Origin of the sequence: Cupriavidus sp. NPDC089707 (assembly GCF_044748965.1) — a bacterium.
GTDB lineage: Bacteria > Pseudomonadota > Gammaproteobacteria > Burkholderiales > Burkholderiaceae > Cupriavidus.
In genome coordinates this window covers 62,904-87,618 of the sequence record NZ_JBIVHB010000002.1, presented here as the reverse complement: position 1 = coordinate 87,618, position 24,715 = coordinate 62,904, and the positions used below count along the sequence as shown (strand labels likewise).

Annotated in this window: 24 protein-coding genes; 9 read left to right on the top strand and 15 right to left on the bottom strand. The window is 67.4% G+C overall.

Going from position 1 to position 24,715, the window contains the following annotated elements; translation table 11 throughout:
• Positions 1 to 57: 57 nt before the first annotated feature.
• A complete protein-coding gene (locus ACIP1U_RS03765; protein ID WP_400311971.1) occupies positions 58 to 1,083 on the top strand; it encodes a Bug family tripartite tricarboxylate transporter substrate binding protein in 1,026 nt (341 codons plus the stop codon).
• Positions 1,084 to 1,124: 41 nt separating this feature from the next.
• Here the strand turns inward: ACIP1U_RS03765 and ACIP1U_RS03760 are convergent, their stop codons facing one another.
• Positions 1,125 to 1,262 carry a hypothetical protein gene (locus ACIP1U_RS03760; protein ID WP_400311969.1) on the bottom strand — a complete coding sequence of 46 codons (138 nt, stop codon included), beginning with the start codon at positions 1,260 to 1,262 and terminating at the stop codon, positions 1,125 to 1,127.
• Positions 1,263 to 1,605: 343 nt separating this feature from the next.
• Between ACIP1U_RS03760 and ACIP1U_RS03755 the strand changes: the two genes are divergently transcribed.
• Positions 1,606 to 3,102 (top strand): DEAD/DEAH box helicase, encoded by a 1,497-nt coding sequence (locus tag ACIP1U_RS03755; protein WP_400311966.1) that lies wholly within the window; start codon positions 1,606 to 1,608, stop codon positions 3,100 to 3,102.
• A 30-nt stretch (positions 3,103 to 3,132) separates the two neighbouring features.
• On the opposite strand, the gene gluQRS is transcribed toward ACIP1U_RS03755, so the two are convergent.
• The gene (gluQRS, locus tag ACIP1U_RS03750) at positions 3,133 to 4,020 is read right to left on the bottom strand and encodes a tRNA glutamyl-Q(34) synthetase GluQRS (protein WP_400311963.1); all 888 of its coding nucleotides are present in this window, start codon (positions 4,018 to 4,020) and stop codon (positions 3,133 to 3,135) included.
• Between the two features lie 28 nt (positions 4,021 to 4,048).
• Complete coding sequence (locus tag ACIP1U_RS03745; protein ID WP_400311960.1) at positions 4,049 to 4,969, bottom strand: LysR family transcriptional regulator; 921 nt, start codon at positions 4,967 to 4,969, stop codon at positions 4,049 to 4,051.
• A 161-nt stretch (positions 4,970 to 5,130) separates the two neighbouring features.
• Between ACIP1U_RS03745 and ACIP1U_RS03740 the strand changes: the two genes are divergently transcribed.
• Both ACIP1U_RS03740 and ACIP1U_RS03735 read left to right on the top strand, forming a co-directional pair.
• The gene (locus ACIP1U_RS03740; protein ID WP_400311957.1) at positions 5,131 to 5,829 is read left to right on the top strand and encodes a pirin family protein; all 699 of its coding nucleotides are present in this window, start codon (positions 5,131 to 5,133) and stop codon (positions 5,827 to 5,829) included.
• Between the two features lie 180 nt (positions 5,830 to 6,009).
• Positions 6,010 to 7,002, top strand: coding sequence for a CobD/CbiB family protein (locus tag ACIP1U_RS03735; RefSeq protein WP_400311954.1), 993 nt, complete (start codon positions 6,010 to 6,012; stop codon positions 7,000 to 7,002).
• A 30-nt stretch (positions 7,003 to 7,032) separates the two neighbouring features.
• Here the strand turns inward: ACIP1U_RS03735 and ACIP1U_RS03730 are convergent, their stop codons facing one another.
• Genes ACIP1U_RS03730 through ACIP1U_RS03720 form a run of 3 tightly spaced genes read right to left on the bottom strand, consistent with a single transcriptional unit; the run spans position 7,033 to position 9,594 of the window.
• Complete coding sequence (locus ACIP1U_RS03730) at positions 7,033 to 7,338, bottom strand: putative signal transducing protein (RefSeq protein WP_400311952.1); 306 nt, start codon at positions 7,336 to 7,338, stop codon at positions 7,033 to 7,035.
• A 31-nt stretch (positions 7,339 to 7,369) separates the two neighbouring features.
• Complete coding sequence (rsgA, locus tag ACIP1U_RS03725) at positions 7,370 to 8,350, bottom strand: ribosome small subunit-dependent GTPase A (RefSeq protein ID WP_400311951.1); 981 nt, start codon at positions 8,348 to 8,350, stop codon at positions 7,370 to 7,372.
• Complete coding sequence (locus ACIP1U_RS03720; RefSeq protein ID WP_400311948.1) at positions 8,347 to 9,594, bottom strand: M48 family metallopeptidase; 1,248 nt, start codon at positions 9,592 to 9,594, stop codon at positions 8,347 to 8,349. The genes rsgA and ACIP1U_RS03720 overlap by 4 nt, the downstream gene beginning before the upstream one ends.
• Before the next feature lie 96 nt (positions 9,595 to 9,690).
• Here ACIP1U_RS03720 and orn point away from each other — a divergent pair, with 96 nt between their 5' ends.
• Positions 9,691 to 10,326: an oligoribonuclease gene (gene orn, locus ACIP1U_RS03715; RefSeq protein WP_400311946.1), complete on the top strand. Its 636-nt coding sequence runs from the start codon at positions 9,691 to 9,693 to the stop codon at positions 10,324 to 10,326.
• 91 nt (positions 10,327 to 10,417) lie between these two features.
• On the top strand, positions 10,418 to 11,299 hold the full coding sequence (locus tag ACIP1U_RS03710) for an AEC family transporter (RefSeq protein ID WP_400311943.1): 882 nt from the start codon (positions 10,418 to 10,420) through the stop codon (positions 11,297 to 11,299).
• A 51-nt stretch (positions 11,300 to 11,350) separates the two neighbouring features.
• On the opposite strand, the gene mog is transcribed toward ACIP1U_RS03710, so the two are convergent.
• Positions 11,351 to 11,998, bottom strand: a complete 648-nt coding sequence (gene mog, locus ACIP1U_RS03705; protein ID WP_400311940.1) for a molybdopterin adenylyltransferase — start codon at positions 11,996 to 11,998, stop codon at positions 11,351 to 11,353.
• The gene (yjgA, locus tag ACIP1U_RS03700) at positions 11,995 to 12,609 is read right to left on the bottom strand and encodes a ribosome biogenesis factor YjgA (protein ID WP_400311937.1); all 615 of its coding nucleotides are present in this window, start codon (positions 12,607 to 12,609) and stop codon (positions 11,995 to 11,997) included. The genes mog and yjgA overlap by 4 nt, the downstream gene beginning before the upstream one ends.
• A 57-nt stretch (positions 12,610 to 12,666) precedes the next feature.
• Here yjgA and pmbA point away from each other — a divergent pair, with 57 nt between their 5' ends.
• Complete coding sequence (gene pmbA, locus ACIP1U_RS03695; RefSeq protein ID WP_400311934.1) at positions 12,667 to 14,034, top strand: metalloprotease PmbA; 1,368 nt, start codon at positions 12,667 to 12,669, stop codon at positions 14,032 to 14,034.
• Between the two features lie 71 nt (positions 14,035 to 14,105).
• Here pmbA and ilvA read toward each other — a convergent pair whose 3' ends face one another.
• From ilvA to ACIP1U_RS03675, 4 genes are all read right to left on the bottom strand, one after another.
• On the bottom strand, positions 14,106 to 15,713 hold the full coding sequence (gene ilvA / locus ACIP1U_RS03690; protein WP_400311931.1) for a threonine ammonia-lyase, biosynthetic: 1,608 nt from the start codon (positions 15,711 to 15,713) through the stop codon (positions 14,106 to 14,108).
• Between the two features lie 214 nt (positions 15,714 to 15,927).
• A complete protein-coding gene (locus ACIP1U_RS03685; RefSeq protein WP_400311928.1) occupies positions 15,928 to 16,428 on the bottom strand; it encodes a dihydrofolate reductase in 501 nt (166 codons plus the stop codon).
• On the bottom strand, positions 16,425 to 17,219 hold the full coding sequence (locus ACIP1U_RS03680) for a thymidylate synthase (RefSeq protein WP_400311925.1): 795 nt from the start codon (positions 17,217 to 17,219) through the stop codon (positions 16,425 to 16,427). The genes ACIP1U_RS03685 and ACIP1U_RS03680 overlap by 4 nt, the downstream gene beginning before the upstream one ends.
• A gap of 147 nt (positions 17,220 to 17,366) precedes the next feature.
• Positions 17,367 to 18,071: a TerC family protein gene (locus ACIP1U_RS03675; RefSeq protein ID WP_400311922.1), complete on the bottom strand. Its 705-nt coding sequence runs from the start codon at positions 18,069 to 18,071 to the stop codon at positions 17,367 to 17,369.
• Between the two features lie 538 nt (positions 18,072 to 18,609).
• Between ACIP1U_RS03675 and egtD the strand changes: the two genes are divergently transcribed.
• Both egtD and ACIP1U_RS03665 read left to right on the top strand, forming a co-directional pair.
• Positions 18,610 to 19,716: an L-histidine N(alpha)-methyltransferase gene (gene egtD, locus ACIP1U_RS03670; protein WP_400311919.1), complete on the top strand. Its 1,107-nt coding sequence runs from the start codon at positions 18,610 to 18,612 to the stop codon at positions 19,714 to 19,716.
• Between the two features lie 170 nt (positions 19,717 to 19,886).
• Complete coding sequence (locus ACIP1U_RS03665) at positions 19,887 to 21,146, top strand: SUMF1/EgtB/PvdO family nonheme iron enzyme (protein WP_400311917.1); 1,260 nt, start codon at positions 19,887 to 19,889, stop codon at positions 21,144 to 21,146.
• Positions 21,147 to 21,240: 94 nt separating this feature from the next.
• On the opposite strand, the gene ACIP1U_RS03660 is transcribed toward ACIP1U_RS03665, so the two are convergent.
• From ACIP1U_RS03660 to ACIP1U_RS03650, 3 genes are all read right to left on the bottom strand, one after another.
• Positions 21,241 to 23,163 (bottom strand): DEAD/DEAH box helicase, encoded by a 1,923-nt coding sequence (locus ACIP1U_RS03660; RefSeq protein ID WP_400311914.1) that lies wholly within the window; start codon positions 23,161 to 23,163, stop codon positions 21,241 to 21,243.
• Between the two features lie 848 nt (positions 23,164 to 24,011).
• Positions 24,012 to 24,263, bottom strand: a complete 252-nt coding sequence (locus ACIP1U_RS03655) for a hypothetical protein (RefSeq protein WP_400311911.1) — start codon at positions 24,261 to 24,263, stop codon at positions 24,012 to 24,014.
• Positions 24,264 to 24,384: 121 nt separating this feature from the next.
• A complete protein-coding gene (locus tag ACIP1U_RS03650; RefSeq protein ID WP_029045579.1) occupies positions 24,385 to 24,657 on the bottom strand; it encodes a hypothetical protein in 273 nt (90 codons plus the stop codon).
• Positions 24,658 to 24,715: the final 58 nt, after the last annotated feature.

Genomic DNA, 24,715 nt, shown 5'->3' with positions numbered 1-24,715 from the left:
CCTTGCCGCGGCGCTGCGCCGCTTTGCTCCCGATACATTGCAGGACTCAGTCTTACCATGCAGAACACTAGCCGCCTTACTCGCCTTACTCGTCGCTCCCGCCGTATCTTCACGCGCCGCCTGGGCGCCGTCCTCCTGACCGCTTCGCTGCCATTCGTCGCCACCCCCGCCTTTGCCGAGGCCTTTCCGAACAAGCCGATCCGCCTGGTGGTGCCGTTCCCGCCGGGCGGCCCCACCGACACGGCCGCGCGCATCATCGGCCAGAAGATGAGCGAGTCGCTCAAGCAGCCGGTGGTGGTCGACAACCGTCCCGGCGCCTCGGGCACCATCGGTGCGGAGAACGTCGCGAAGAGCCCCGCTGACGGCTACACGCTGCTGGTGCTGGCCACGCCGACGCTGCTGGCGCCGCACCTGCTCAACCGCAAGGGCTACGACATCTTCAAGGACTTCACGCCGATCGGGGCGGCCTACGACCTGCCCATCGTGATGGTGGTCAATCCGCAGGCGATGCCGGACGTGAGCGACCTGCAGCAGTACATCGCCAAAGCCAAGGCGAAGCCGGGCGCTCTCAACTACACCAGCGCCGGCAACGGCAGTTTCGGCCACCTGTCGACCGAACTGCTCAAGAACCTGGGGCATTTCGACGTGCAGCACGTGCCGTACAAGGGCAGCGCGCCGGCGATCTCCGACCTGCTGGCCGGACAAGTGCCGATGATGTTCTCGGACATGATCGCGGCGCTGCCCCACATCAAGGCCGGCAAGCTGCGCCCGATCGCGGTGGGCTCGTCCAGGCGTGTGAGCTTTACGCCGGAAGTGAAGACGGTGGCGGAGCAGGGCTTCCCGGGCTTCGATGCCACTGCCTGGGGCGGCCTGCTGGCGCCGGCCGGTACCCCGAAAGACGTAGTCGCCAAGCTGTCGGCCGAGCTGAAGAGCGCGCTGGCCGATCCGACGGTGCAGCAGAAGATGCTGGGCGCCGGCACCGTCGCCGCCTATATGCCGCCGGAGCAGCTGGCGGCGCGCATGAGCGGTGACTACAAGAAGTGGGGCAAGGTGATCCAGGACAACGGCATCCGCGGCGATTGAGTCAACCTGGGGCCGCGCTGACGGTCCGATGGATCTCTCTGTCAGGCCGCCTGCTGTGCAGGCTGGGCCGGCTGGCTCGCCGGCCGCGCCGGCAAGGGCAGGACGGCGGCCAGGCCAAGGAACTGGCTCGAAGTGCGCAGGAACTGCTGGCAGGTCTGGCGGAATTGCTCGAAGTCCATATTGGTCTCGGTGGTCGGAGGGTGGCGTCCGCGCGGCCGGTTCGGGCTCGCCTTGTCAACGGCGCCGCCGGCATCATCCATCGCCGATGTGACAGTTTCTTGAAAACGCCCCGGCGGAGCCGCGCACTGTCGCGGCGCCCGCACGCCCGCGCCATGCTGGTCACTGTGGGGGCAGAAATGCTAAAATGTAAGTCTTTGATTCTCTTGGCCAAAACTGCAAGCTCTGTGTAAGCGGCATGGCCGCACCGGCGCTTCCCCAGTGCCAGGCGAGAGCCAGGGCGAGATGAGTTCCAGACGCGTATCCGTTTGTGCCGGGTTCGCCTCCCGCCAGACACCGATACCCATGACCACTACGACCGCACCAGAACCCACCACCGCCGGGCAGACCGCGGTGCAGACCTTCGAAAGCTTTGGCCTGGACGCGCGCATCCTGCGTGCCTTGTCCGACCAGGGCTACACCACGCCCACGCCGATCCAGGCGCAGGCCATTCCCGTCGTGCTCCTCGGCAAGGACGTGATGGGCGCCGCGCAGACCGGCACCGGCAAGACTGCCGGCTTCGCGCTGCCGATCATCCAGCGCCTGTTGCCGCTGGCCAACGCCAGCGCCTCGCCGGCGCGCCACCCGGTGCGCGCGCTGATGCTGACGCCCACGCGCGAACTGGCGGACCAGGTCTACGACAACGTCGCCCGCTACGCCAAGCACACCGACCTGCGCAGCACGGTGGTATTCGGCGGCGTCGACATGAATCCGCAGACCGACGCCCTGCGCCGCGGCGTCGAGATCCTGGTGGCCACGCCTGGCCGCTTGCTCGACCACGTGCAGCAGAAGTCGGTCAACCTGTCGCAGGTGCAGATGCTGGTGCTGGACGAAGCCGACCGCATGCTCGACATGGGCTTCCTGCCGGACCTGCAGCGCATCATCAACCTGCTGCCGGCGCAGCGCCAGACGCTGCTGTTCTCGGCCACGTTCTCGCCGGAAATCAAGCGGCTGGCCGCCAGCTACCTGAAGCATCCGGTCACCATCGAAGTGGCGCGCAGCAACTCGACCAACGAGAACGTGCGCCAGGCGGTATACCAGGTCGAGGACGGCCACAAGCAGGCTGCGGTGGTGCACCTGCTCAAGCAGCGCGCCGAGCAGTCGCAGTCGCGCCAGTGCATCGTCTTCGTCAACAGCAAGATCGGCTGCTCGCGGCTGGCGCGGCACCTGGAGCGCGAGGGCATCAACGCCGCCGCGATCCACGGTGACAAGACCCAGACCGAGCGCATGCAGACGCTGGACGGCTTCAAGAGCGGCACCATCGATGCGCTGGTCGCCACCGACGTGGCCGCGCGCGGGCTCGATATCCCGGAAATGCCGTGCGTCATCAACTTCGACCTGCCGTTCAGCGCTGAAGACTACGTGCACCGTATCGGCCGCACCGGCCGTGCCGGCGCCAGCGGCGATGCACTGTCGATCTACGTGCCGGGCAACGATGAGCGCCTGCTGTCCGATATCGAGAAGCTGATCAAGCGCAGCATTCCGCGCGGCAAGCTGGAAGGGTTCGACCCGACCGGCGAGAAGTCGCGCCAGGACGAGGCAGAGCGCCGCCGCCAGCGCGGTGACCTGCGCCGTGCGCGTGGCAATGGCGACGAGGAGCGGCCGCGCCGCAACGAGCACAGCGGCAACCGCCAGGTGTTCCGTCCGTCCGACGATCCGTTCTTCTCGCGCCCGTACGAGCCCAGCGGCAGCAGCGCGCAGGTCAAGCCGTCGGAGGAAATCGCCGCCGCGCTGAGCCGTGGCCGCCAGGCACCCAAGCGGCCGGTCGCGGCGCTGCTGGGCGGCGTGCCGCGCAAGTCCTGATCCGGCGATTCTCCTGAGGCGGCCTGCAGATCAGGCCGCCGCCATGTGCTGGCGCCAGTCCTCCGTGGCGCGCGTCAGCCAGTCCTGCACATTCCCTTCGTTGTTCGCCAGTCCCAGGTGCATGCCCGCCAGGCGCAACGCCTCCAGCGGCGCGCCAGTATCGATCGCCTGCGCGCCGCTCTGCTTGCTCAGCTTTTCCCCAATCTCGTTGACCACCACCGGCACGTGCAGGTAGCTCGGCGTGGGCAGGCCCAGCAGGTGCTGCAGGTGGATCTGCCGCGGCGTCGAGTCGAGCAGGTCGGCGCCGCGCACGATATGCGTGATGCCCTGCAGGCCGTCGTCGACCACCACCGCGAGCTGGTAGGCCCATAGGCCGTCGGCACGGCGCAGCACGAAGTCCCCCAGCTCGGTTTCGAGGTTCTGGCACTGGCGCCCCTGCCAGCGGTCGTCAAAGCAGATCGTGGCGGCCGGGCCATCCGGTACGCGCACGCGCCAGGCGCGCGGCAGCTTGCCGTTCAGGCCGTGGCGGCAAGTGCCGGGGTAGCCCAGCGTCTGGTGCCGCTCTCGCACATGCACCAGCGAATCGGCGATTTCCTTGCGCGAGCAGCCGCAGGGGTAGAGCTGTCCGGCGGCGTCGAGTTGGCGCAGTGCCTCGGCGTAGTGCGTCTCGCGCCGGCTCTGCCACACCGGCGGCTCGTCCGGCGTCATGCCCAGGCGCGCCAGCGTCTGCAAGATGTCTTCGTCGGCGCCGCGCACGCAGCGCGGCAGGTCGATATCCTCGATGCGCACCAGCCACTGGCCGTCGTGCGCGCGCGCATCCAGCCAGCTGGCCAGCGCGGTGACCAGCGAACCCATGTGCAGCGGGCCGGTCGGCGAGGGGGCGAAGCGGCCGCGGTAGCCGGCCGCCAGGGCAAACATTGCAGCCGTCTCTGCCATGCGCAAGCCCTCAGCCGGCGTGTTCGGGTTGCAGCAGCAGAGCCTGCGCCAGGCGGGGGTCTTCCAGCTTGCCGGCCCACCACTGCAGCGCCTTGCCGCGGTTGCTGGTGCGCCAGGCCACCTTGAAATTGCCCGGGGCGCGCACCTCGACCGTCTCGCGCACCTGCAGCACGCCGCTTTCGATATGCGGCTGCGCCATCGGCGCCGGCAGCCAGCCGCAGCCGAGGCCGCGGATCTGCGCTTCCATCTTGTCGCGCATGGTCGGCACCACCAGCACGTCCTGGCCGGCCAGGACGCCATGGGTTCGCGCCGGCAGGTTGCGCGAGGTGTCGCCCACCGCGACGATGCGGTGCCGGGCGATCTGGATGGTGGTGAGCGGGCCTTCCTCGGTGGCCAGCGGATGGTGCGCCGCTACCGCGAACACGAACGGCACCGTGCCCAGCGGCCGGATCTGGAAGCCCTGCGTGCTCGGTGCGTCGTAGGCGCCGCCGATCACCAGGTCGGCGCGGTTGCTGACCAGGGCATCCCAGGCGCCGCCCAGCACTTCCTTGGCGAAGCGTAGCCGCGTGGCGGTGTTCTCGGCATAGAAGTCGTGGATCACCGGCAGCAGCGCGCGGAAATTGATCAGGTCGTCCACCACGATAGTCAGCGTGGCTTCCCAGCCGGTGGCCAGCCGCTTGACGCGGCGCGCCAGGTCGTCGGCGGCGTGCAGCAGGTGGCGGCCTTCGTCGAGCAGGGCGCGCCCGGCCGGGGTCAGCTCGGCGCGGTGGCGGCGCCGGTCGAACAGCAGCACGTCCAGGTCTTCTTCCAGCTTGCGCACGACGTAGGTCAGCGCGGAGGGCACTTTGCCCATCTCGTGGGCGGCAGCGGCGAAGCTCCCCTTGCGCTCGATGGCGTCCAGGACTTCGAGGGATTCGAGTGAGAGTGGCATATTCAGAAAAACTGAATGAGTGCTTCTAAGGTGGTCCCCGTAAATATACGCCCCGCGGCTTAAACTTCCTAGCATCAACAGCGAAACATATGCCGCCAAACGGTTGCAAGCGATACCGATGCCGGTGGTGATACGGAAACAGGCCAAGGAGGGCCATCAAAATGATTGAAATCAGAAAGTCTGCAGAGCGCGGTTTTGCGGATCACGGCTGGCTGAAGTCCTATCATTCGTTCTCGTTTGCCGACTACTACGATCCGCAGCATGTGCAGTTCGGGCCGCTGCGCGTGATCAACGAGGACCGCGTCGCGCCGGGCATGGGCTTCGGCACGCATGGCCACCGCGACATGGAGATCATCAGTTACGTGCTCGAAGGCGAGCTGGCGCACAAGGACAGCATGGGCAACGGCAGCGTGATCCGCCCGGGCGATGTGCAGCGCATGAGCGCCGGCACCGGTGTGCGGCACTCGGAGTACAACCACGCAGCGCACGATACAACCCACTTCCTGCAGATCTGGATCATGCCTGCGCAGAACGGCATCGAGCCTGGCTACGAGGAAAAGTACTTCAAGGCGGCCGACAAGCGCGGCAAGCTGCGCCTGGTGGCCAGCCAGGACGGCGCCGACGGCTCGGTGGTGGTGCACCAGGACGTGCGCCTGTACGCCGGGCTGTTCGACGGCGACGAGGCCGCCACGCTGGCCCTCGCGCCGGGCCGTCGCGCCTACGTCCATGTGGCGCGTGGCCGCGTGCTGGTCAACGGCAAGGCGCTGGAAGCGGGCGATGCGGCCAGGCTGGAGTCGGTCGGCGAAGTCGCACTGTCCGGTGGCGACGAGGCCGAAGTGCTGGTGTTCGACCTGCCCTGACCCCCACCGCGCGTAGATGCGTAGATTCCATCGAAGAAGTGTTGCCCGCCCACCGGCGGGCTTTTGCTTTTTGTGTCGCAACGGGTAGGGTCAGGTACCGCTGTGCTATCTTCTTGCTATGCATTGCGCCTGCACCGGCACATCGGGCAGAGCGCGCCCCCTTGGAACACCCGTACCAAGATGACCTTTGTTTCTATTCTCCTGGCGCTGATCGCCGAGCAGTTCCGCGCCCTGGGCCGCAGCAACCCGATCTACGAAATCGTGCGCACGCTGGGCGACCGCGCCGAGCACGCCTTCGACACCGGTCGCCCCCGCGATGCCGCGCTGGCCTGGTTCACCGTAGTGCTGCCATTGACGCTGGGCGTGGTCGTGGTGCATTACCTGCTGGCTTCGATCAGCGTGGCGCTGACGCTCGCCTGGAACGTGCTGGTGCTGTACTTGACGCTGGGTTTCCGCCAGTTCAGCCACTACTTCACCGATATCCACGAGGCGCTGAACCGCGACGACGTCCATACTGCGCGCACGTTGCTGCATGAGTGGACCGGCGTCGACACGGTCGAGATGCCAGTCACCGAGATCGTGCGGCACACGCTGGAAGCGGCGATCATTGCCGTGCACCGGCATGTGTTCGGCGTGTTCTTCTGGTTCCTGGTACCGATCGGGCCTGGCGGCGTGGTCTTGTACCGCGTCGCGGAATATCTCGGCCGCCACTGGAACGAGCCGTCGACCGACCGCAGTCCCGCGCTGGGCCGCTTTGCCGCGCGCGCGTTCTACCTGCTTGACTGGATCCCCTCGCGCCTGACCGCGATCGGCTTTGCCATTGTCGGCAATTTCGAGGATGCGGTGTACGCCTGGCGCAACCATGCGCGCAAGTGGAACGATGCGGTCAACGGCATCCTGCTCGCCAGTGGCGGCGGGGCGCTGGGCGTGCGCCTGGGGACGCCGCTTGCCGAGGACGATTCCACCGTGGTGCTGCGCGCCAGCGTGGCCGGCCCGGCGGTCGACTATGCACCCGGCATGGAAGAGGACAACGGCCCCGAGCCGTCGGCGCCGGAATTTGGTGCCGAGCCAGGCGTGCGCACGCTGCAGTCAGCAGTCGGGCTGGTATGGCGTGCGGTGGTGCTGTGGATGCTGCTGCTCGCCATGCTGTCGCTGGCGCTGTGGGTGGGTTGATACCGGCGTATGTGAATGGGGGCGCCGACGCTAGTCGCGCGCCGCGCCGCAGCGCCAGCAGGCGCTAAATTGCGCCTCATGCCATTCGTGGCAGTGACGGCATTGCCAGCTTGGACCTGGCACCGGGTTCGCGGCGGCATTGAGCGCTGCCCACGCCTGCGCTTCCATCTCGTCATCGACCAGCCAGACCTGCGGCGCGCTTTCCCGGAACGGGATCTCGCCGGTGGCGCCGCCCAGCCAGGTGTTGCGGAGTTCCGCCCGGATGCCGGCGGCCCGCAGCACATTCTCGCAATGGGCGGCGTGGACCAGCGAGGTGGCATACAGCAGCAGTTTCATGGCGGCTCGCCGGTTACCCAGTGCGCTTACCTTACCACGGCTTCTGCTGGCTGGATTCGTGCAGCAGTTGCGCGTAAAGCTGGTGGCGGCGTTCGGCGATCGCGCCGGACGCCACCGCCGCCAGCACGCCGCAGCCGGGTTCGTTGGTGTGGTGGCAGTTGTAGAAGCGGCACTCCGTCAGCCGCGGCCGGAACTCCGGGAAGGCGCGTTCCAGCATGCCTTCGCTCAGATGGTACAGGCCGAATTCCTGGAAGCCGGGCGAGTCGATCAGCGCACCCTGGCGCCCGTCAACCGTGCCCCAGTCGGCCGGCAGGTGATACAGCCGCGTGAAAGTGGTGGTGTGCTTGCCGGAATCGAGCTTGGCCGAGATCTCGCGCGTCTGCGCGTCCACACCTGGAATCAGCAGGTTCAGCAGCGACGACTTGCCCATGCCCGACTGGCCGATCAGGATGCTGGACAGCCCCGCCAGCCGCGGCTGCAGCGCCGCCAGCGCCTGTTCCGGGTCGGCACGCACCGACAGTTCCAGCGTGTCGTAGCCCAGCTCGCGGTACAGCGCCAGGCGCCGACGCGCTTCGTCCAGCCGCTCCGGCAGGTCAGTCTTGTTGAGCACGATCAGGGGCCGGATCTCCAGCGCCTCGGCCGATACCAGCGCGCGTCCCAGCAGGTCTTCGGAGAAGCCCGGCTCGGTCGCCAGCACGATGACGACCTGATCGATATTGGCCGCCAGCAGCTTGGACTTGAACTGGTCGGAACGGTGCAGCAGGTTCTTGCGCGCCAGGACCCTGGTGATCACGTACTGGTCCGCCGCGGCGCGCTCGACGCTGACATGGTCGCCCACGGCGCTGTCGCTCTTCTTGCCGCGCGGGAAGGCATGCATGCGCGTGCCGTCGGCCAGCTCGACCACGTAGTGGCGGCCGTGCGCGGCGATGATCAGTGCGGGCTCGGCGCTTTTGCCTGCATTCGCGCCGGCATTGGCGCCGCCGGCGCCGCGGTGTCGGGAGGTGCGGCTCATGCGTGCGCCAGCAACCGGTCGATCCGCTGCGCGGCGGGCGGATGCGAGTAGTAGAAGGCGCTGTAGAGCGGATCGGGCGTGAGGGTCGAAGCGTTGTCCTTGTACAGCTTCACCAGCGCCGACACCAGGTGGCCGGCGTTGGTATGGTCGGCGGCGAAGGCGTCGGCCTCGAATTCATGGCGGCGCGACGACTGGCTCGACAGCGGCCCGAGCAGGAAGGTGAACACCGGCAGCGTCAGGAAGAACAGCACCAGTGCCAGAGCATGGTTGGACACGCCCAGGTTGGGCGCCACGCCGAGGCCCGTATAGAACCACGTGCGCGTCGCCAGCCAGCCCAGCAGCGCCAGGAACACCAGGCTCAGTGCAAAGGTGACGGCGATGCGCTTGGCCACGTGGCGGCGCTTGAAGTGGCCGAGTTCGTGCGCCAGCACCGCCTCGATCTCGTCGCCCGACAGGCGTGCCAGCAGCGTGTCGAAGAAGACGATGCGCTTGGCCGCGCCGAAGCCGGTGAAGTAGGCGTTGCCGTGCGCGCTGCGCTTGCTGCCGTCCATCACGAACAGGCCCTTGCTGGCAAAACCGCAGCGCTGCATCAGGCTCTCGATGCGCTGGCGCAGCGATTCGTCGGTCAGCGGCTCGAACTTGTTGAACAGCGGCGCGATGAAGGTCGGGAACACCACCAGCAAGAACAAGTTAAAGCCCATCCACACCAGCCACGTCCACAGCCACCACAGCGAGCCGGCGCGTTCCATCAGCCACAACACCGCCAGCAGCAGCGGCAGGCCCAGCACGCTGGCGACCGCCAGCATCTTGACCATGTCCGCCAGCCACAGGCCGAAGGTCATCTTGTTGAAGCCGAAGCGCTCCTCGATGCCAAACTGGCCATAAAGCGAGAAGGGCAGGTCGACCAGCCCGCCGATCACCGCCACGCTGGCGACCAGCGCTACGCCATATACATAGCCCGGGCCGAAGATTTCCAGCCAGAACTGGTTGAGCCACTGCAGCCCGCCCAGCATGGTGAAGCCGATCAGTACCGCGGCGCCGGCCAGCACTTCAAGCATCGACAGCCGGGTGCGGGCGATGGTGTAGTCGGCCGCCTTCTGGTGCGAGGCGAGCGAGATGGTGTCGGCAAAGCGTGCCGGCACCGCATTGCGGTGCTGTGCCACATGGCGCACCTGGCGCGCGGCCAGCCAGAGCTTGGTCAGCACCATCAGCACCAGCGCGGCGAGGAAGACAAAGGTGAACATCGGCAAGAGCCTTGAGACGGATATGCGAGAATTATAAGTTGTTCGCGTCCGCCCCCGCCGCGGCCGCTTCCCCAAATCCCTTTCTCAGCAGTCCCGATGACCACCCACGCCACCGCCAAATCCGTCAAAAGCGAAAACAACCTGATCTGGCTGGACATGGAAATGACCGGCTTGCAGCCGGATACCGACCGCATCATCGAGGTGGCGGTCGTCATTACCGACTCCGAACTCAATATCCTGGCCGAAGGGCCGGTGCTGGTAATCCACCAGAGCGATGCCGTGCTCGACGGCATGGACAACTGGAACAAGGGCACCCACGGCCGCTCCGGCCTGATCGACAAGGTCAAGGCGTCCACGCTGACCGAGGAACAGGCCGAGGCCGAGCTGCTGGCCTTCCTGAAGCGCTGGGTGCCGGCCAATAAGTCGCCAATGTGCGGCAACTCGATCTGCCAGGACCGCCGCTTCATGGCGCGCTACATGCCCAAGCTGGAGGCGTTCTTCCACTATCGCAACCTGGACGTGTCCACGCTCAAGGAGCTGTGCAAGCGCTGGGAGCCGGTCATCCACAAGGGCTTCGTCAAGCGCCAGCTGCATACGGCGCTGGCCGACATCCTGGAATCGGTGGAAGAGCTGCGGTACTATCGCACGCACTTTATCCGTCACACGCCGCCGGGCGCCCCGGCGGCCACTCCTGCTGCCGACACTCCTGCTGCCGACACTCCGGCGCAATAAGCCGGGTTTTCGGCCTGCGACGACAACAACAAACAACCACCACCGACGGGGCGCGCGCTGCCCTCCCCGGGCACCTCCCGTCGAGCCCGCCATGTTCGAGCGCATCGTATCCATCATCACGCCGGTCATCCTGATCATCCTGGTCGGGTGGCTGTACGGGCGCAAAGCCCATCCGGACATGGCCGGGATCAACCGCGCCACGCTGGATGTGATCGCGCCGCTACTGGTGGTGTCGGCCTTTGTCAGCAAGGACTTCGTGCTGGCAGACCAGCTGGTGCTGCTGGTCTGCGCGGTGGCTGTGGTGCTGGGCTCAGGCGTGCTGGCGTGGGTGGTGGCGCGGCTGCTCAAGGTCGATCCCCGCACCTTCGTGCCGCCGATGATGTTCAACAACTGCGGCAACATGGGTTTGCCGTTGTCGGTCTTTGCCTTTGGCCACGCCGGGCTGGCACCGGCGGTGGCGCTGTTCGCGGCGTCGAACCTGATGCACTTCACCCTCGGCCTGAAGATCGTCAACCGGCATGCGTCGATGGGGCAGATCGCGCGCAACCCGATGGTGCTGGCCACGGTGGCCGGCGTCGGGCTGTCGCTGGCGCGGCCCTGGTTCACGTTGCCGGACCCGGTGTATCAGTCGGTCAAGCTGCTGGGCGACGCCACCGTGCCGCTGATGCTGTTTGCGCTGGGCGTGCGCATGAAGGACGTGAGCCTGCGCAACTGGGGCATGGGCGTGGTGGGCGCGGTGGCGTGCCCGCTGACCGGCATCGCCGTGGCGCTGCTGCTGGCGCAGTGGGTGCCGCTGACGGAGCTGCAGCGCGGGCTGCTGTTCGTTTTCGCGGCGCTGCCGCCGGCGGTGCTGAACTTCCTGATCGCCGACCATTTCCGGCAGGAGCCCGACCAGGTCGCGTCGATCGTGCTGCTCGGCAATATTGCCGCGGTGGTGTTCGTACCGTTGGGGTTGTACCTGGGATTGCGCTGAGACGCAGGGGAGGCTGCCGCCGGCAGATGCCGGCGGTCAGGCTTTTGTGACTCAGGCAGCAGGCTTGGCGCGCACCGCGTTCTTGGGCCGCCAGGCCTTGACCACGGCCTCGTCGGTTTCCATGTAAGGCCCGCCGATGAGGTCGATGCAATACGGCACCGCGGCGAAGATGCCCTGCACCACGGACTTGCCGTCGGCATCGCGCAGGCCTTCCAGCGTCTCGCGGATGGCGCGCGGCTGGCCGGGCAGGTTGACGATCAGCGCGGCGCGGCTGGCGGTCTCGCGGATCACCGCCACCTGGCGCGAAAGGATCGCGGTCGGCACGAAGTGCAGGCTCACTTGCCGCATCTGCTCGCCGAAGCCCGGCATTTCCTTGGTCGCCACCGCCAGCGTGGCCTCCGGCGTGACATCGCGCCGCGCGGGGCCGGTGCCGCCGGTGGTCAGCACCAGGTCACAACCCGCCACGTCCACCAGCTCGATCAGCGTGCGCGAGATTTGCGCCTGCTCATCGGGAATCAGCCGCTCCACCGCCTGCCACGGCGAAGTCAGCGTGCGGCCGAACCACTCGCGCAGCGCCGGGATGCCTTCGTCCTGGTAGGTGCCGGCCGAGGCGCGGTCCGAGATCGAGACAAAGCCGACGACGAGTTCGTCGGGATGGTTGCGGGATACCGGCTGCGTGGACTGCGTGGTCTGGGTCATGCCTCGGGCTCCGGGGAAGGGGCTGCGTCGCTGGAGGCAGCGCCGTCCTTGGCGTCGAGCGCTGCCTTGATGGCCTGGAACAGTTCGCGGAAGTAGCGCGGCGGCCTGGCCTGCTCCTTCTCCCTGCGTGCGTTGCGGATGATGTTGCGCAGTGACTGGACGTCGGCGACCGGGTGCTCGCCGAGGAACCGCGTCAGTGCCGCGTCATCGGCCAGCAGCAGTTCGCGCCAGCGCTCGATCAGGTGCATGCGTGCGGTCTCGGCCTTGCTGGTGCCCTTGAAGCCTTCCAGCGCGGCGCGGATCGCCTCGACCTCGTCGTCGTCGAGGCTGCGCATGACTTTGCCCACGAACTGCATCTGGCGGCGCTTGCCTTCATGGCTGGTGATGCGGCGCGCCTGGTGGATGGCGTCGGCCAGTGCTTCGGGCATGGGCACGCGCGCCAGCCGGTCCTTGGCCAGGCTTTCCAGCTCGGCGCCAAGGTCCTGCAGGGCGGTCATGTCGCGCTTGCGCTGCGACTTGCTTTTCGGTTCGTCGTCTTCGGGCTCCGGCGAAAACGCGCCGGGGAAGCGCGAGCCTTGGGAATTACGGGAATTTCGCGTCATGACCGGCATTTTATCTTGCTATGATTGCCGCTTGGACTTTTGATGACCCCCAGGCACGGATCCCACATGGACCAGATCGCAGAACAGACCGCGCATTTCACCTACACCCAGGCCCAGCTCAGCGAGATGGCCGCCGATGTGCTGCGTGTGGCACGCGAACTGGGCGCGACCGACGCCGCCACGGAGATCTCCGAAGGCAGCGGCCTGTCCGTGTCGGTGCGCAAGGGGCAGGTGGAAACGATCGAGCAGAACCGGGACAAGGTGGTCGGCGTCACGGTGATGATCGGCAAGCGCCGCGGCAACGCCAGCACCTCGGACTTCTCGCCGGCCGCGCTTCGCGCAACCGCCGAGGCTGCCTACAACATTGCCCGCTTCACCGCGGAAGACGAGTGCGCGGGCCTGGCCGAGGAAGAGCTGCTGGAGCGCTCGCCGCAGGACCTCGACCTGTTCCATCCGTGGACCATCGATGCAGAGGCTGCCATCGATATCGCCACCCGCGCCGAGGCCGCCGCCTTCGCGGTGTCGCCGCGCATCCGCAACAGCGACGGCGCCAGCGTGTCGGCGCAGCACTCGCAATTCGTGCTGGCGACCACGCGCGGTTTCTCGGGTGGCTATCCATATTCGCGCCATTTCATCTCGTGCGCGCCGATCGCCGGCAGCGGCAGCGGCATGCAGCGCGATGACTGGTACTCGTCCAAGCGCTCACCGCTGGCACTGGCCAACCCCGAGGACATCGGCCGATACGCCGCAGAGCGCGCACTGGCGCGGCTGCAGGCACGCAAGCTGACCACGCGCCGCTGCCCGGTGCTGTTCGAGGCGCCGCTGGCCGCCGGCCTGCTGGGCGCCTTCGTGCAGGCGGTGTCGGGCGGCGCGCTGTATCGCAAGTCCACCTTCCTGTGCGATACGCTGGGCAAGGCCGTGTTCGCGCCGCACGTGCAGATCCACGAGCAGCCGCACACCCCGGGCGCGATGGGCAGCGCCCCGTTCGATGAAGAAGGCGTGCGCACGCGCGAGCGCGACGTGGTCTGCGACGGCGTGGTGCAGGGCTACTTCCTGTCGACCTATTCGGCGCGCAAGCTCGGCATGAAGACCACGGGCAATGCCGGCGGCTCGCATAACCTGAGGCTGTATAGCAACCGGACCGAGCCAGGCGATGACTTCCCGGCGATGCTGCGCAAGCTCGGCACCGGCCTGCTGGTGACCGAGCTGATGGGGCAGGGCGTCAACTACGTGACCGGCGACTATTCGCGCGGCGCGTCGGGTTACTGGGTCGAGAACGGCGTGATCCAGTACCCGGTGGAGGAAATCACCATTGCCGGCAACATGGCCGAGATGTTCCAGCAGATCATCGCGATCGGTGCCGATTCGCTGATCCGCGGCACCAAGGAAACCGGCTCGATCCTGATCGAGCAGATGACCATCGCCGGCAACTGATCGGCGACGGATCGGCAACTGACGGACTGGCGAGCCGCCTTCGGGCGGCTCGCTTGCGTTTACAGCGGGAACTACGCGAGGAACATGCGGTACGCCGGGTTTTCGCTGACTTCCTGCCACGGATAGCCCAGCGTGGCCAGCCGCTCGCGGAATGCCTGCACCTGGCCGTCGGTCACCTGGATGCCGGCCAGCACCGATCCCGTATCGCCGCCCTGGTTGCGGTAGTGGAACAGGCTGATGTTCCAGCCCGGCGCCAGCGCCGACAGGAAGGCCATCAATGCCCCCGGTTTCTCGGGGAATTCAAAGCGGAACAAGCGCTCGCCGCGCGCCAGCGGCGAGCGGCCGCCGATCATGTGCCGCACGTGTTCCTTGGCCACCTCGTCGGCGGTCAGGTCGATCGCCGGGAAGCCCTCGGCGTGCAGTGTGTCGAGGATCTCGGTCGTCTCGCCGGGGGAGCGCTGCTGCATGCCGACAAAAACGTGCGCGGTCTGCGCATCGGCAATCCGGTAAGTGAATTCGCTGATGTGCCGGTCGCCCATCCGCTCGCACACCCGGGCGCACAGGCGGCGGAACGCGCCGCAGGCCTCGGGCAGCGTTACGCCAAACATGGCTTCGCGCGCGTTGCCCAGCTCGGCGCGGTCCGCGACGAAACGCATGCGCTCGAAGTTGATATTGGCGCCGGAGGTCACCGCCACCAGCGTCTGGTTGCGCAGGCCCTCGCGCATCGCATACTGCTTGGCGGCGGCCACCGCCAGCGCGCCGGCGGGTTCCAGCACGCTGCGGGTGTCCTCGAACACGTCCTTGATGGCTGCGCACAGCGCGTCGGTGTCGACGGTAACGATCTCGTCCAGGTAGCGGCGGCACAGCCGGAAGGTCTCTTCGCCGACCAGTTTGACCGCGGTGCCGTCCGAGAACAGTCCCACTTCCTCCAGTTCGATGCGCCGTCCCGCGCGGACCGATTGCGCCATCGCGCACGAGTCCTCCGTCTGCACGCCGATGACCTTGATCTCCGGCCGCACGGCCTTGACGTAGGTGGCCACGCCCGCGGCGAGGCTGCCGCCGCCGATCGGCACAAAGATCGCGTGGATCGGGCCGCGGTGCGCGTTGAGGATTTCCGCCGCGACAGTCCCCTGGCCGGCGATGACATCGGGGTCGTCGAATGCCGGGATGAAAGTCAGTCCTTGCTCAGCCTGCAGCTGCATCGCGTGACGGTAGGCATCGGTATAGGAATCGCCGGCCTGCACCACCTCGACCGTGGGCCCGCCGTGCGCGCGCGCCGCATCGACCTTGACCTGTGGCGCCGTCGTCGGCACCACGATCAGCGCGCGCACGCCGAGCCGCGCCGCGGACAGCGCCACGCCTTGCGCATGATTGCCCGCCGACGCGGTGATGACGCCGCGCCGCAGCGCCTCGGGAGCCAGTTGCGCCATCTTGTTGTAGGCGCCGCGCAGCTTGAACGAGAACACCGGCTGGGTGTCTTCGCGCTTGAGGTAGACCTGGTTGTGCAGCCGCGCGGACAGGTGCCTGGCAAAGTCCAGGTCGGTCTCGCGCGCCACGTCGTAGACGCGCGCGGTCAGGATGCGCTTCAGGTAGGCGTGATGGTCGGACGCGGCGGATGTGGCGACTTCGGTGGCGACTTCGGTGGCGTCGTCAGTGGCGGCTTCGGCGGTGGCGTGCATGGGGTGGCTCCGGGGTTCGTTGTCGATTGCCCTGGAGCCGGGAAACAAAACACCCGCCTGCAGGGCGGGTGTTTGCGGAAATCTGGTTCTGGACGCGCGCTAACCCACCATTCGGAGAATGGTGCGAATAATTCGCGCGATGGGGAAGTGACGGCGGTCCATGGGACAGACTTTGGGCGATGCGGCGGGATTTGTCAATGCCGCCGGCATGGGCTCAGGACTCTTCCGAAGGTGGCCGATCGTACGTGACGAACGCATAGTCGAAGCCGTTGGCCTCGGAATGATGCATCTCGCGCGCAGTTTCCAGCCATTGCGTGCGGTCGATCGGCGGGAAGAAGGCGTCGCCTTCCACGTCGGCATCGATTTCGGTCACGACCAGCCGGTCGGCGCAAGGCATCGCCTCGGCATACAGCTGCGCGCCGCCAATCAGAAAGATCTGGTCGACGCCCACGCACAAGCGCTGCGCGTCTTCCAGCGACGTTGCCACCTCGGCGCCTTCGATGCTCAGCTCTGGGTTGCGGCTGACCACGATATTGCGCCGGCCCGGCAGCGGGCGGCCGATCGAGTCCCAGGTCTTGCGGCCCATGATCACGGGCGCGCCCATGGTGGTGCGCTTGAAATGCGCCAGGTCTTCCGGCAGGCGCCACGGCAGCGTGTTGTCGCGGCCGATGGTGCCGTTGCGGGCCTTCGCGACAACCAGGGTCAGGATCGTCATACGGCCACCGGTGCCTTGATGGCGGCATGCGACTGGTAGCCGTCCAGTTCGAAGTCTTCGTAGCGGTAGTCGAAGATGCTGTCGGGCTTGCGCAGGATTTTCAGCCGCGGCAGCGGCAGCGGCGCGCGCGCCAGCTGGGTCTCCACCTGCTCGAAGTGGTTGTTGTAGAGATGGCAGTCGCCGCCGGTCCAGATAAAGTCGCCCACTTCCAGCCCGGCCTGTTGCGCGATCATGTGCGTCAGCAGCGCATAGCTGGCGATATTGAACGGCACGCCCAGGAAGATGTCGGCGCTGCGCTGGTACAGCTGGCACGACAGCTTGCCGTCGGCTACGTAGAACTGGAAGAACGCGTGGCAGGGCGGCAGCTTCATGCGCGGGATATCGGCCACGTTCCAGGCCGACACGATCAGCCGGCGCGAGTCGGGGTTGGCGCGGATCTGCGCCATCAGATCGGTGATCTGGTCGATATGGCGGCCGTCCGGCGCCGGCCACGAGCGCCACTGCGAGCCGTACACTGGGCCCAGTTCGCCGTTCTCGTCGGCCCACTCGTTCCAGATGCTGACGCCGTTTTCCTGCAGCCAGCGCACGTTGGTCGAGCCCTGCAGGAACCACAGCAGCTCCAGGATGATGGACTTCAGGTGCAGCTTCTTGGTGGTCACCACCGGGAAGCCTTCACGCAGGTCGAAGCGCATCTGGTAGCCGAACACCGAGCGCGTGCCGGTGCCGGTGCGGTCGGCCTTGTCGGTGCCATGCTCGTACACATGGCGCATGAAGTCGAGGTACTGTTTCATCGGCGCGGGGCGGGGATGGAAGGTGACGCGGACGCGGGGCCCGCAATGCTGGCATTTTAAAGCAAGAAGGGCCACCCCCTCGGGTGGCCCTTCGTGTGGCCCTTCGCGCAGCAGGCCGGGGCGGCAGCCCCGGCGCGGCGGCAAGCCTTAGTGGCTGCCGGCCGGTTCCTGCTGAACGCGGCGCTTCTGCACCAGGTAGCCGCCACCCAGCACGCCGCCGATGATCAGCACGTACAGGCCCCAGTTGACCACCGGGTTGGCCTCGAAGAAGGCCTTGACCAGCGGCTCGTGGACGATCATCTTGACCGCCGTGAACGCGAGCACGCCGGCGCCGACGTAGATGATCGCCGGGAAGCGCGCCATCAGCTTGAGCACCAGGCTCGAGCCCCACACCACGATGGGAATGCTGATCAGCAGGCCCAGCACCACCAGCAGGAAGCTGCCGTGCGCAGCGCCGGCCACGGCCAGCACGTTGTCCACGCCCATCACCGCATCGGCGATGATGATGGTCTTCATCGCGCCCCACAGGGTCGCGGCGCCTGAGCCGTGCCCTTCTTCGCCGCTTTCGTCGGAGAGCAGCTTGTAGGCGATCCACACCAGCGCCAGGCCGCCGACCAGCAGCAGCCCCGGAATCTTCAGCAGCCAGACCACGCCGATCGTCATGGCCGAGCGCACCACCACGGCACCGATGGTGCCCCAGACGATGGCCTTCTTTTGCAGGTGCGGGGGCAGGTTGCGCGCCGCCAGGGCGATCACGATGGCATTGTCGCCGGCCAGCACCAGGTCAATGACGACAATCGACAGCAGCGCCGTCAGGAACTGCATCGTGAACAGATCGGTAAACCACTCCATGAACTCTCCTCAGGTACAAAACAGGGTACAAAAACAGCGCAGATGCGCACGCTTAACGTTGGTTCACCTGGATTCGCGGAGCACGGGAGCATGGGGGCGCCTTTGCAAACCATGAAGTCCAGGTTGCAAAGGTCTTGCTCGACCACAGGCGCGGTATGCGCACCGGCGGTCAGCACAACCGGGGACGCGGGTCCCGGAATGACGATTGTGCTAAGGGCATCAGCCCCGGAGCTACTCCCCTTTGAGGATCGCGGGCCGCTGGGGCCGCGCTGGGCGGCATTATAAACGAACTGTTGCTGGTGTGGCCCATTGGGGGAGATACCGACTCAAGAAGCGAAGTGTGCTGCATCGTGCCCATCCGGCCATGCAACGGTGCGCAATCCGCGGGATGCACCTATCCTTGAAACTCGGCTCCGCCCGATGCGCCCCGGACCGCACAGTGGCGGATCGCGGAGACCGGCGCGCACGACATGCACAGCGCGGCCTTGGGGAATACGCAGTGAAGCAGTGACTATTCGCGACCACACAAGGAAACGTCATGCCGGCTGTCCCGAATCCGCCGAACGCCCCTTCCCAGCAGACCCCGCAGACCACTCCCCGTAACCACCACCACAACGGCCATGCCGTGTCGCCAGCGCCCGGCGCCCATCCCGCGCTGGTCGCCCTGGCCAACGGCCACGCGCACCCCCTGCCGTCACAGCCCGAGTTCGTGCAACAGTATTGCGAGGACAGCGGCGCCCTGCGGCGGCAGCTGCTTGCCGGGCTGTGCGCCGAGCCGGCGGCGATCAGTCCCAAGTTCTTCTACGACGTGCTGGGCTCGCGCCTGTTCGAGGCGATCACCGACCTGCCCGAGTACTACCCGACGCGCACGGAGGCGGCCATCTTTGCCAGCGCCGCCCCCGCCATCGCGGCACGCGCAGGCAGCGGCTGCGTGCTGGTGGACCTGGGCGCCGGCAATTGCGAGAAGGCCGCGCGTCTGTTCGGCAGCCTGCGGCCGGCGCAGTACGTGGCACTGGATATCTCTGTCGATTTCCTGCGCACCACGCTTTTGTCGCTGCAACAGCAACATCCTGGCATCCCGATGCTGGGGTTGGGCGCCGACCTGTGCGCGCCGTTCGACCTGCCGCCCAATGTCAGGCGCGGGAGGCGGCTGTTTTTCTACCCGGGCTCGAGCATCGGTAATTTCTCTCCGATGGAAGCGCTGGCGCTGTTGCAGCGGCTGCGCGGCGCGGCCGGGCGCGGCGATGGCGTGCTGATCGGCGTCGACCTGCACAAGGACGAGGCCGCGCTGGTGTCTGCCTACGACGATGCGCTGGGCGTCACGGCCGCCTTTAACCGCAACATGCTGCGCAACGTGAACCGGATCGTCGGCACCGATTTCGAACTGGCGGACTGGCGCCACGTGGCGAGCTTTGACCGCGAGGCTTCACGCATCCAGATGCACCTGGAGGCGTGCCGCGACGTGCGCGTGCAGTGGGAGGGCGGCGCGCGCGAGTTCGGCACGGGCGAGCGCATCCATACCGAGGATTCGTACAAGTACAAGCCGGCCGACTTCGCGCTGCTGCTCGAAGCCGCGGGGTTTGACGACCCGGTCTGCTGGACCGATCCGCGCGGCTGGTTCGCGGTGTTCCACGCGCGCGGCTGAGCCTGCCGGCCCTGCCGGGGCCGCCTTCAGGCTGCCTTCGGGCCGCATCCGGACTGCCTCCGGGAAGGGCCGGCAGGTGGTGTCATAATGGCCGCACCGGGTGCGCTGCAGGCTTCACGCCGGTGCGGCCATTGCCTTCCCACCCCCCATCTCCCTGCGCGGACTTTCCGATGAGCGGCTTTCCCATGCTTCCCGATCTCTATTTCACCGGCGGCAAGGCGGCCTGGTCCGACCCGCGCCGGCTGCCGCGCGAAGGGCTGGCGCAGGCGCTGGTCGAGACGCGCAACCGCACGCTGGCATGGCTGGCACCGTTCGGCCAGACCCGCCGCGCCTGGGATGTGCCGCGCCAGTACGATGTCGACCCGCCATTGTGGACGCTGGGCCATGTCGCCTGGCATGCAGAGTGGTGGTGCCTGCGCGGCGTGCGCCAGGTAGATCGTGGCGGCGTGCCGGTGCCGGTGGCGTCCGAGCCTTCGCTGCTCGACGGCGCCGACGAATGGTTCGATCCTGACCGCATCGGCCCGGACGAGCGCTGGGAAGTCACGCTGCCCGACGTGGCCATGGTCAAGCGCTATGCCGCAGATGTGCTCGACGGCTTGCTGCGCCGGGTGGCATTGCTGCCCGACGACAACGACCTGACCTTGTATCCGTACCGCCGCGCGCTGTTCCATGAAGATGCACAGGGCGAGGGACTGGGCGCGTTGCTGCAGGCGCTGGGCATGGCGCCCGCGGAATCGGCGCCTGCCGCCGGCAGCGCCCGGCCGGCCGGGCAGGGCGGCACGCTGCAGTTCCCGGGCGGGCGCTTCACGCTGGGCTGGAGCGAGGCGGACGGGTTCGCCTGGCCCGACGAACTGCCGCCGCAACCGACCTATGTGCCGGCCTTCGAGATGGATGTCGCGCCGGTCAGCAACGCGCAGTTCCTGGAATTCATCGAAGACGGCGGCTACGAGCGGCCCGCGTGGTGGTCGGCGTCGGGCCGCCAGTGGCTGATGACGCAGGAGCGCTCGTCCCCGCGCTACTGGTTACGCCATCCGGACTCGCGCCAATGGATGGTGGAGCGCTTCGGCACGCTGCGAACACTCAATCCCGACGAGGCGGTGCGCCACGTGACGCTGTTTGAAGCGCAGGCGTGGTGTGTCTGGGCCGGCCGGCGCCTGCCGGCGGAATCGGAATGGGAACTGGCGGCCACGCAGAACCGCGGGCTGCAGTGGGGCGCGTTGCGCGAATGGACGGCGACGCCGTACGAGCCCTACGCGGGCTTCACCGCGGCGCCGTCTGACGGCGAGTTTGTCGGCCGCTTCGGCACGCACCAGGCGGTGCGCGGCGTATCGTTTGCCAGCCCGTCGCGGCTGCGCCATGCGCGGGCGCGCTGGGCCCTGTTGCCGGAAGGCGACCTGGCGTTCGTCGGCTTCCGGACCTGCGCGCTGTAGCGCGCTCCAGCGTCTCCCGGCGCGCATGAAAAAAGGGCACCCGTGGGTGCCCTTCTTGCTGCTGGCGGAAAGGTGCGCTCAGCGCACCGGCCAATCAGCGCTCGTAGCGCGAGCGGCTGTTGCGGTTGCCGCCATTGCCGCCATTGCCACCGAAGCCGCCGCCAAAGCCGCGGTTGCCGTCACGGTTGCCGTCACGGTTGCCGAAGCTGCGGCCTTCGCCGTTGCCACGGTAGCCGCCGCTGTTGCGGTTGCCGTCGCCGAAGCTGCGGGCGCCGTCGCGGTTGCCGAAGCCGCCGCGGTTCTCGTCGCCGAAGCTGCGGCCGCCTTCACGGTTGCCGAAGCCGCGAGCGCCGTCATTGGCGCCACGATAGCCACCATTGCCGGCGTTGCCGCCCTGGCCGCGGTACCCACCCTCACGGTTGCCGAAGCCGCCGCGGTTGTCGTCGCCGAACGGGCGCGCGCCTTCCGTGCGGTTGCCGAAGCCGCGGCTTTCGCCGCCGAACTTGCGCTCACCAAAGTTGCGCTCGCCGCCGTTGCCGCCAAACTTGCGGTCGCCGAAGCTGCGGTCACCAAAGCTGCGTTCGCCGCCACGGTAGCCGCCGCCATTGCCACGGCCGCCCGGCTTGCCGCCGAAGTTCGAGCGCGGCTTGGGCGAGCGGCGCGGCTCCAGGCCTTCGATCACCGAGGCGTCGATGCGCTGGTTGGTAAAGCGCTCGATGCGGCGCCACTGGAACACGTCGCCGTGGTTGACCAGGTTGATGGCGATGCCCGAGCGGCCCGCGCGGCCGGTACGGCCAATGCGGTGCACGTAGTCCTCGGCCTGCTTGGGCAGGTCGAAGTTCACCACGTGGGTGATGTCGGGCACGTCGATGCCGCGAGCGGCCACGTCGGTGGCCACCAGGATGCGCAGGTTGCCGCGGCGCAGTGCGGTCAGCGTGCGGTTGCGTGCGCCCTGGGTCATGTCGCCGTGCAGCGCGCCGGCGGCAAAGCCGGTGTCGGACAGGCGCTCGGCCAGCGAGTCGGCATCGCGCTTGGTGGCGGTGAAGACGATGGCCTGCTTGAGCCCGACGTCGCGCAGCAGGTGGTCCAGCAGGCGCTCCTTGTGCGACATGTCGTCGGTGTAGTGCAGGCGCTGCTCGATGTGGCTCTGGTCGGCGCGGGCGGCAGCGATCTCGATGCGCTGCGGGTCGCGCAGTTGGCGCGAGGCGAGCTGGGCGATGCGCGCATCCAGCGTGGCCGAGAACATCAGCGTCTGGCGCGAAGCCGGCGTGGCGTTGACGATGGCGTCGATGTCGTCGGCAAAGCCCATGTCCAGCATGCGGTCGGCCTCGTCGAACACCAGCATCTGCAGCGCCGACAGGTCGATGCGGCCGGCGTCGATATGGTCGAGCAGGCGGCCCGGCGTTGCCACCAGGATGTCAGGCATCTTTGCCAGCGCGGCCAGCTGCTTGGGGTAGGGCATGCCGCCCAGGATGCTGGCGCAGACGATGCGGCGCAGGTTGCGGCCGTACTTGGCGGCGGCTTCGGTCACTTGCAGGGCCAGTTCGCGCGTCGGGGTCAGCACCAGCAGTGCGGGCTGGGCCGGCGACGGACGGGGGCGCTTGCCCTTCATGCGCTTGGCGGGCTCGGTCGAGCGCTGCGGAGCGGGCATTTCGCTGATGCGCTGGATCGCGGGCAGCATGAACGCGGCGGTCTTGCCCGAGCCGGTCTGGCTCGACACCAGCAGGTCGCGGCCGGCCAGGAAGGCGGGGATGGCCTGGGCCTGCACCGGGGTCGGCGTGTTGTAGTTCAGTTCGGAAAGCGCGCGCAGGATGGCCGCGTCGAGGCCAAGCTTGGCAAAGCCGCTTTCCGTCGCAGGGGTTTCCGTGGCGGCCTGGGCTTCGGCTGCCGGGCTGCCGTTGAGCATGGCGTCGAGCTTGTCGAGCGGGCTCTCGATAATCTGGGCAGCGTCGGAAGTGATCGAAGCGTCGGTCGCGGAGGCAATAGCTTGCTCCGCACGAATGTCGTGCTGGGTCATGTCGTAATGATCAAATAAATGCATGGCACCCCGAACGCAGAATGGGGTGGGCGCAGTGCAAAGTCTTAAAAAGGCTTCGGCGCCAATCGGTGAGGCCGTTACGACAGACACAGCTGGCAGTACGGCGGCAGGCAGGGCGTTGGCTGGTTCCGCTAGGCGGTCCGGCCATGTCCCTGGCAGGCAAACAGCTCGGGTTTCAGGCTGTTCAACAGGATCGGAGACGAGGCGACGTCAGGTGAGCGGTGCGTTCTGCTGGGCGGCTGGCGCAAACAACAACTAGGCGTCCGGCAGCGAGGAAACAGAGCTTGGGAGGGCAGCGGATTCGCCGCGGCATTGAGGTGAAGCTGTTGCCGGGCGGTTGGCGGATCTCACAGTTGCGAAACTCACGGCGCGGATTATAGCAGACTGCAGAAATTTTGTTGCACTGCGAAAAGGTAACGAGATATGTCAGCCAGCCGTCACCCGGCTGCGCCGCTGTCGCCACCTGCAAGCCGCCCGGGTTGAAAGGCCGCGCCCCGTGCCTATACTGGAGGCGCGAGCACACAGGATGCCCGCACGGGGCGGACGAAAACGTTCCCGCTTTGACCTCCTCCAGCGGCATTGCGCTACTGCTAGCGGCAAGCATTGCGGTCATTGCCCCCAAGCGCCAGTCTTCCTGCGACTCTCCGGGTGGTCCGGATGGGCGTCCGCTTCATGGGCGGAATCATGGGAAGCCTGCCTGGCAAAGAATGACCGAACTGTTGACCGCGTGACACAGAAGGTCCGGGCCCGTCCGCAACCAAGCCCGCCAGTTACTGGCGGGCTTTTCATTTGACTGACCGTTTCTCTCTACCCGTTGCCGCCCGCGCTTAGCCGCCCGTCCCCTCGTCTGCCGGTCCTGCCGGTTTTCGGGGCAGCCGGCTCAGCGGGACTTCCCGTGGCATCACATGGCGATTGCCGGGCAGGCCGCCCGGGTAATCGACGATGCGCGCCGGTCCGCTGCGCCGCAGCCCATGCCATCCCTGGCCGCCGGCAGTGCGCCCGCCGCCCAGGATGGCGGTCATGGCCTGCCGGTCGAGATCCATGCTGTCGGACAAATCCTTGATGACGATTACTGCCATGGCTGTCTCCGCTATTGCTGGTAACGCGGCGCCACGGCCATGCGGCCGCGGGACCGCTTCAGTATAGGCGGCGGCCCGCGGTGCTCACCGCGGGCCGCCGCCGCTCCCCGTACCCAGGCGCTCAGACCGCGGCGAAGTTGCCGGCCCATTGCGACGGGTTGACATCGACGCTTACCGGGCCCACGCCGTGGCCGACGAAGCTGTTATTGAGCGTGTTGACATTGATGCTCTGCAACTGGGCGATGTTCTGGTTGACGTTGACGGTCACGTTGGCCAACGGGCCGACGCTGCCGACACCGCGGCTGAGCCAGGAATTGCCGCCGCGCACGGCGCGCAGGGAGGCACGGTCGAGGTCTTTGCTGACTGCGAGGTCGCGAACGATGATCGATGACATGATGGTGCTCCTTCAGGTGATTCAATGAGTGTTCCGGGGCGGCTGGCGCGGAGGTTGC

Bases quoted from the DNA above. Each gene is read 5' to 3' on its own strand.
- ACIP1U_RS03765 (WP_400311971.1), top strand. From the start codon at position 58: ATGCAGAACACTAGCCGCCTTACTCGCCTTACTCGTCGCTCCCGCCGT.
- ACIP1U_RS03760 (WP_400311969.1), bottom strand. From the start codon at position 1,262: ATGGACTTCGAGCAATTCCGCCAGACCTGCCAGCAGTTCCTGCGCACT.
- ACIP1U_RS03755 (WP_400311966.1), top strand. From the start codon at position 1,606: ATGACCACTACGACCGCACCAGAACCCACCACCGCCGGGCAGACCGCG.
- gluQRS (WP_400311963.1), bottom strand. From the start codon at position 4,020: ATGTTTGCCCTGGCGGCCGGCTACCGCGGCCGCTTCGCCCCCTCGCCG.
- ACIP1U_RS03745 (WP_400311960.1), bottom strand. From the start codon at position 4,969: ATGCCACTCTCACTCGAATCCCTCGAAGTCCTGGACGCCATCGAGCGC.
- ACIP1U_RS03740 (WP_400311957.1), top strand. From the start codon at position 5,131: ATGATTGAAATCAGAAAGTCTGCAGAGCGCGGTTTTGCGGATCACGGC.
- ACIP1U_RS03735 (WP_400311954.1), top strand. From the start codon at position 6,010: ATGACCTTTGTTTCTATTCTCCTGGCGCTGATCGCCGAGCAGTTCCGC.
- ACIP1U_RS03730 (WP_400311952.1), bottom strand. From the start codon at position 7,338: ATGAAACTGCTGCTGTATGCCACCTCGCTGGTCCACGCCGCCCATTGC.
- rsgA (WP_400311951.1), bottom strand. From the start codon at position 8,350: ATGAGCCGCACCTCCCGACACCGCGGCGCCGGCGGCGCCAATGCCGGC.
- ACIP1U_RS03720 (WP_400311948.1), bottom strand. From the start codon at position 9,594: ATGTTCACCTTTGTCTTCCTCGCCGCGCTGGTGCTGATGGTGCTGACC.
- orn (WP_400311946.1), top strand. From the start codon at position 9,691: ATGACCACCCACGCCACCGCCAAATCCGTCAAAAGCGAAAACAACCTG.
- ACIP1U_RS03710 (WP_400311943.1), top strand. From the start codon at position 10,418: ATGTTCGAGCGCATCGTATCCATCATCACGCCGGTCATCCTGATCATC.
- mog (WP_400311940.1), bottom strand. From the start codon at position 11,998: ATGACCCAGACCACGCAGTCCACGCAGCCGGTATCCCGCAACCATCCC.
- yjgA (WP_400311937.1), bottom strand. From the start codon at position 12,609: ATGCCGGTCATGACGCGAAATTCCCGTAATTCCCAAGGCTCGCGCTTC.
- pmbA (WP_400311934.1), top strand. From the start codon at position 12,667: ATGGACCAGATCGCAGAACAGACCGCGCATTTCACCTACACCCAGGCC.
- ilvA (WP_400311931.1), bottom strand. From the start codon at position 15,713: ATGCACGCCACCGCCGAAGCCGCCACTGACGACGCCACCGAAGTCGCC.
- ACIP1U_RS03685 (WP_400311928.1), bottom strand. From the start codon at position 16,428: ATGACGATCCTGACCCTGGTTGTCGCGAAGGCCCGCAACGGCACCATC.
- ACIP1U_RS03680 (WP_400311925.1), bottom strand. From the start codon at position 17,219: ATGAAACAGTACCTCGACTTCATGCGCCATGTGTACGAGCATGGCACC.
- ACIP1U_RS03675 (WP_400311922.1), bottom strand. From the start codon at position 18,071: ATGGAGTGGTTTACCGATCTGTTCACGATGCAGTTCCTGACGGCGCTG.
- egtD (WP_400311919.1), top strand. From the start codon at position 18,610: ATGCCGGCTGTCCCGAATCCGCCGAACGCCCCTTCCCAGCAGACCCCG.
- ACIP1U_RS03665 (WP_400311917.1), top strand. From the start codon at position 19,887: ATGAGCGGCTTTCCCATGCTTCCCGATCTCTATTTCACCGGCGGCAAG.
- ACIP1U_RS03660 (WP_400311914.1), bottom strand. From the start codon at position 23,163: ATGACCCAGCACGACATTCGTGCGGAGCAAGCTATTGCCTCCGCGACC.
- ACIP1U_RS03655 (WP_400311911.1), bottom strand. From the start codon at position 24,263: ATGGCAGTAATCGTCATCAAGGATTTGTCCGACAGCATGGATCTCGAC.
- ACIP1U_RS03650 (WP_029045579.1), bottom strand. From the start codon at position 24,657: ATGTCATCGATCATCGTTCGCGACCTCGCAGTCAGCAAAGACCTCGAC.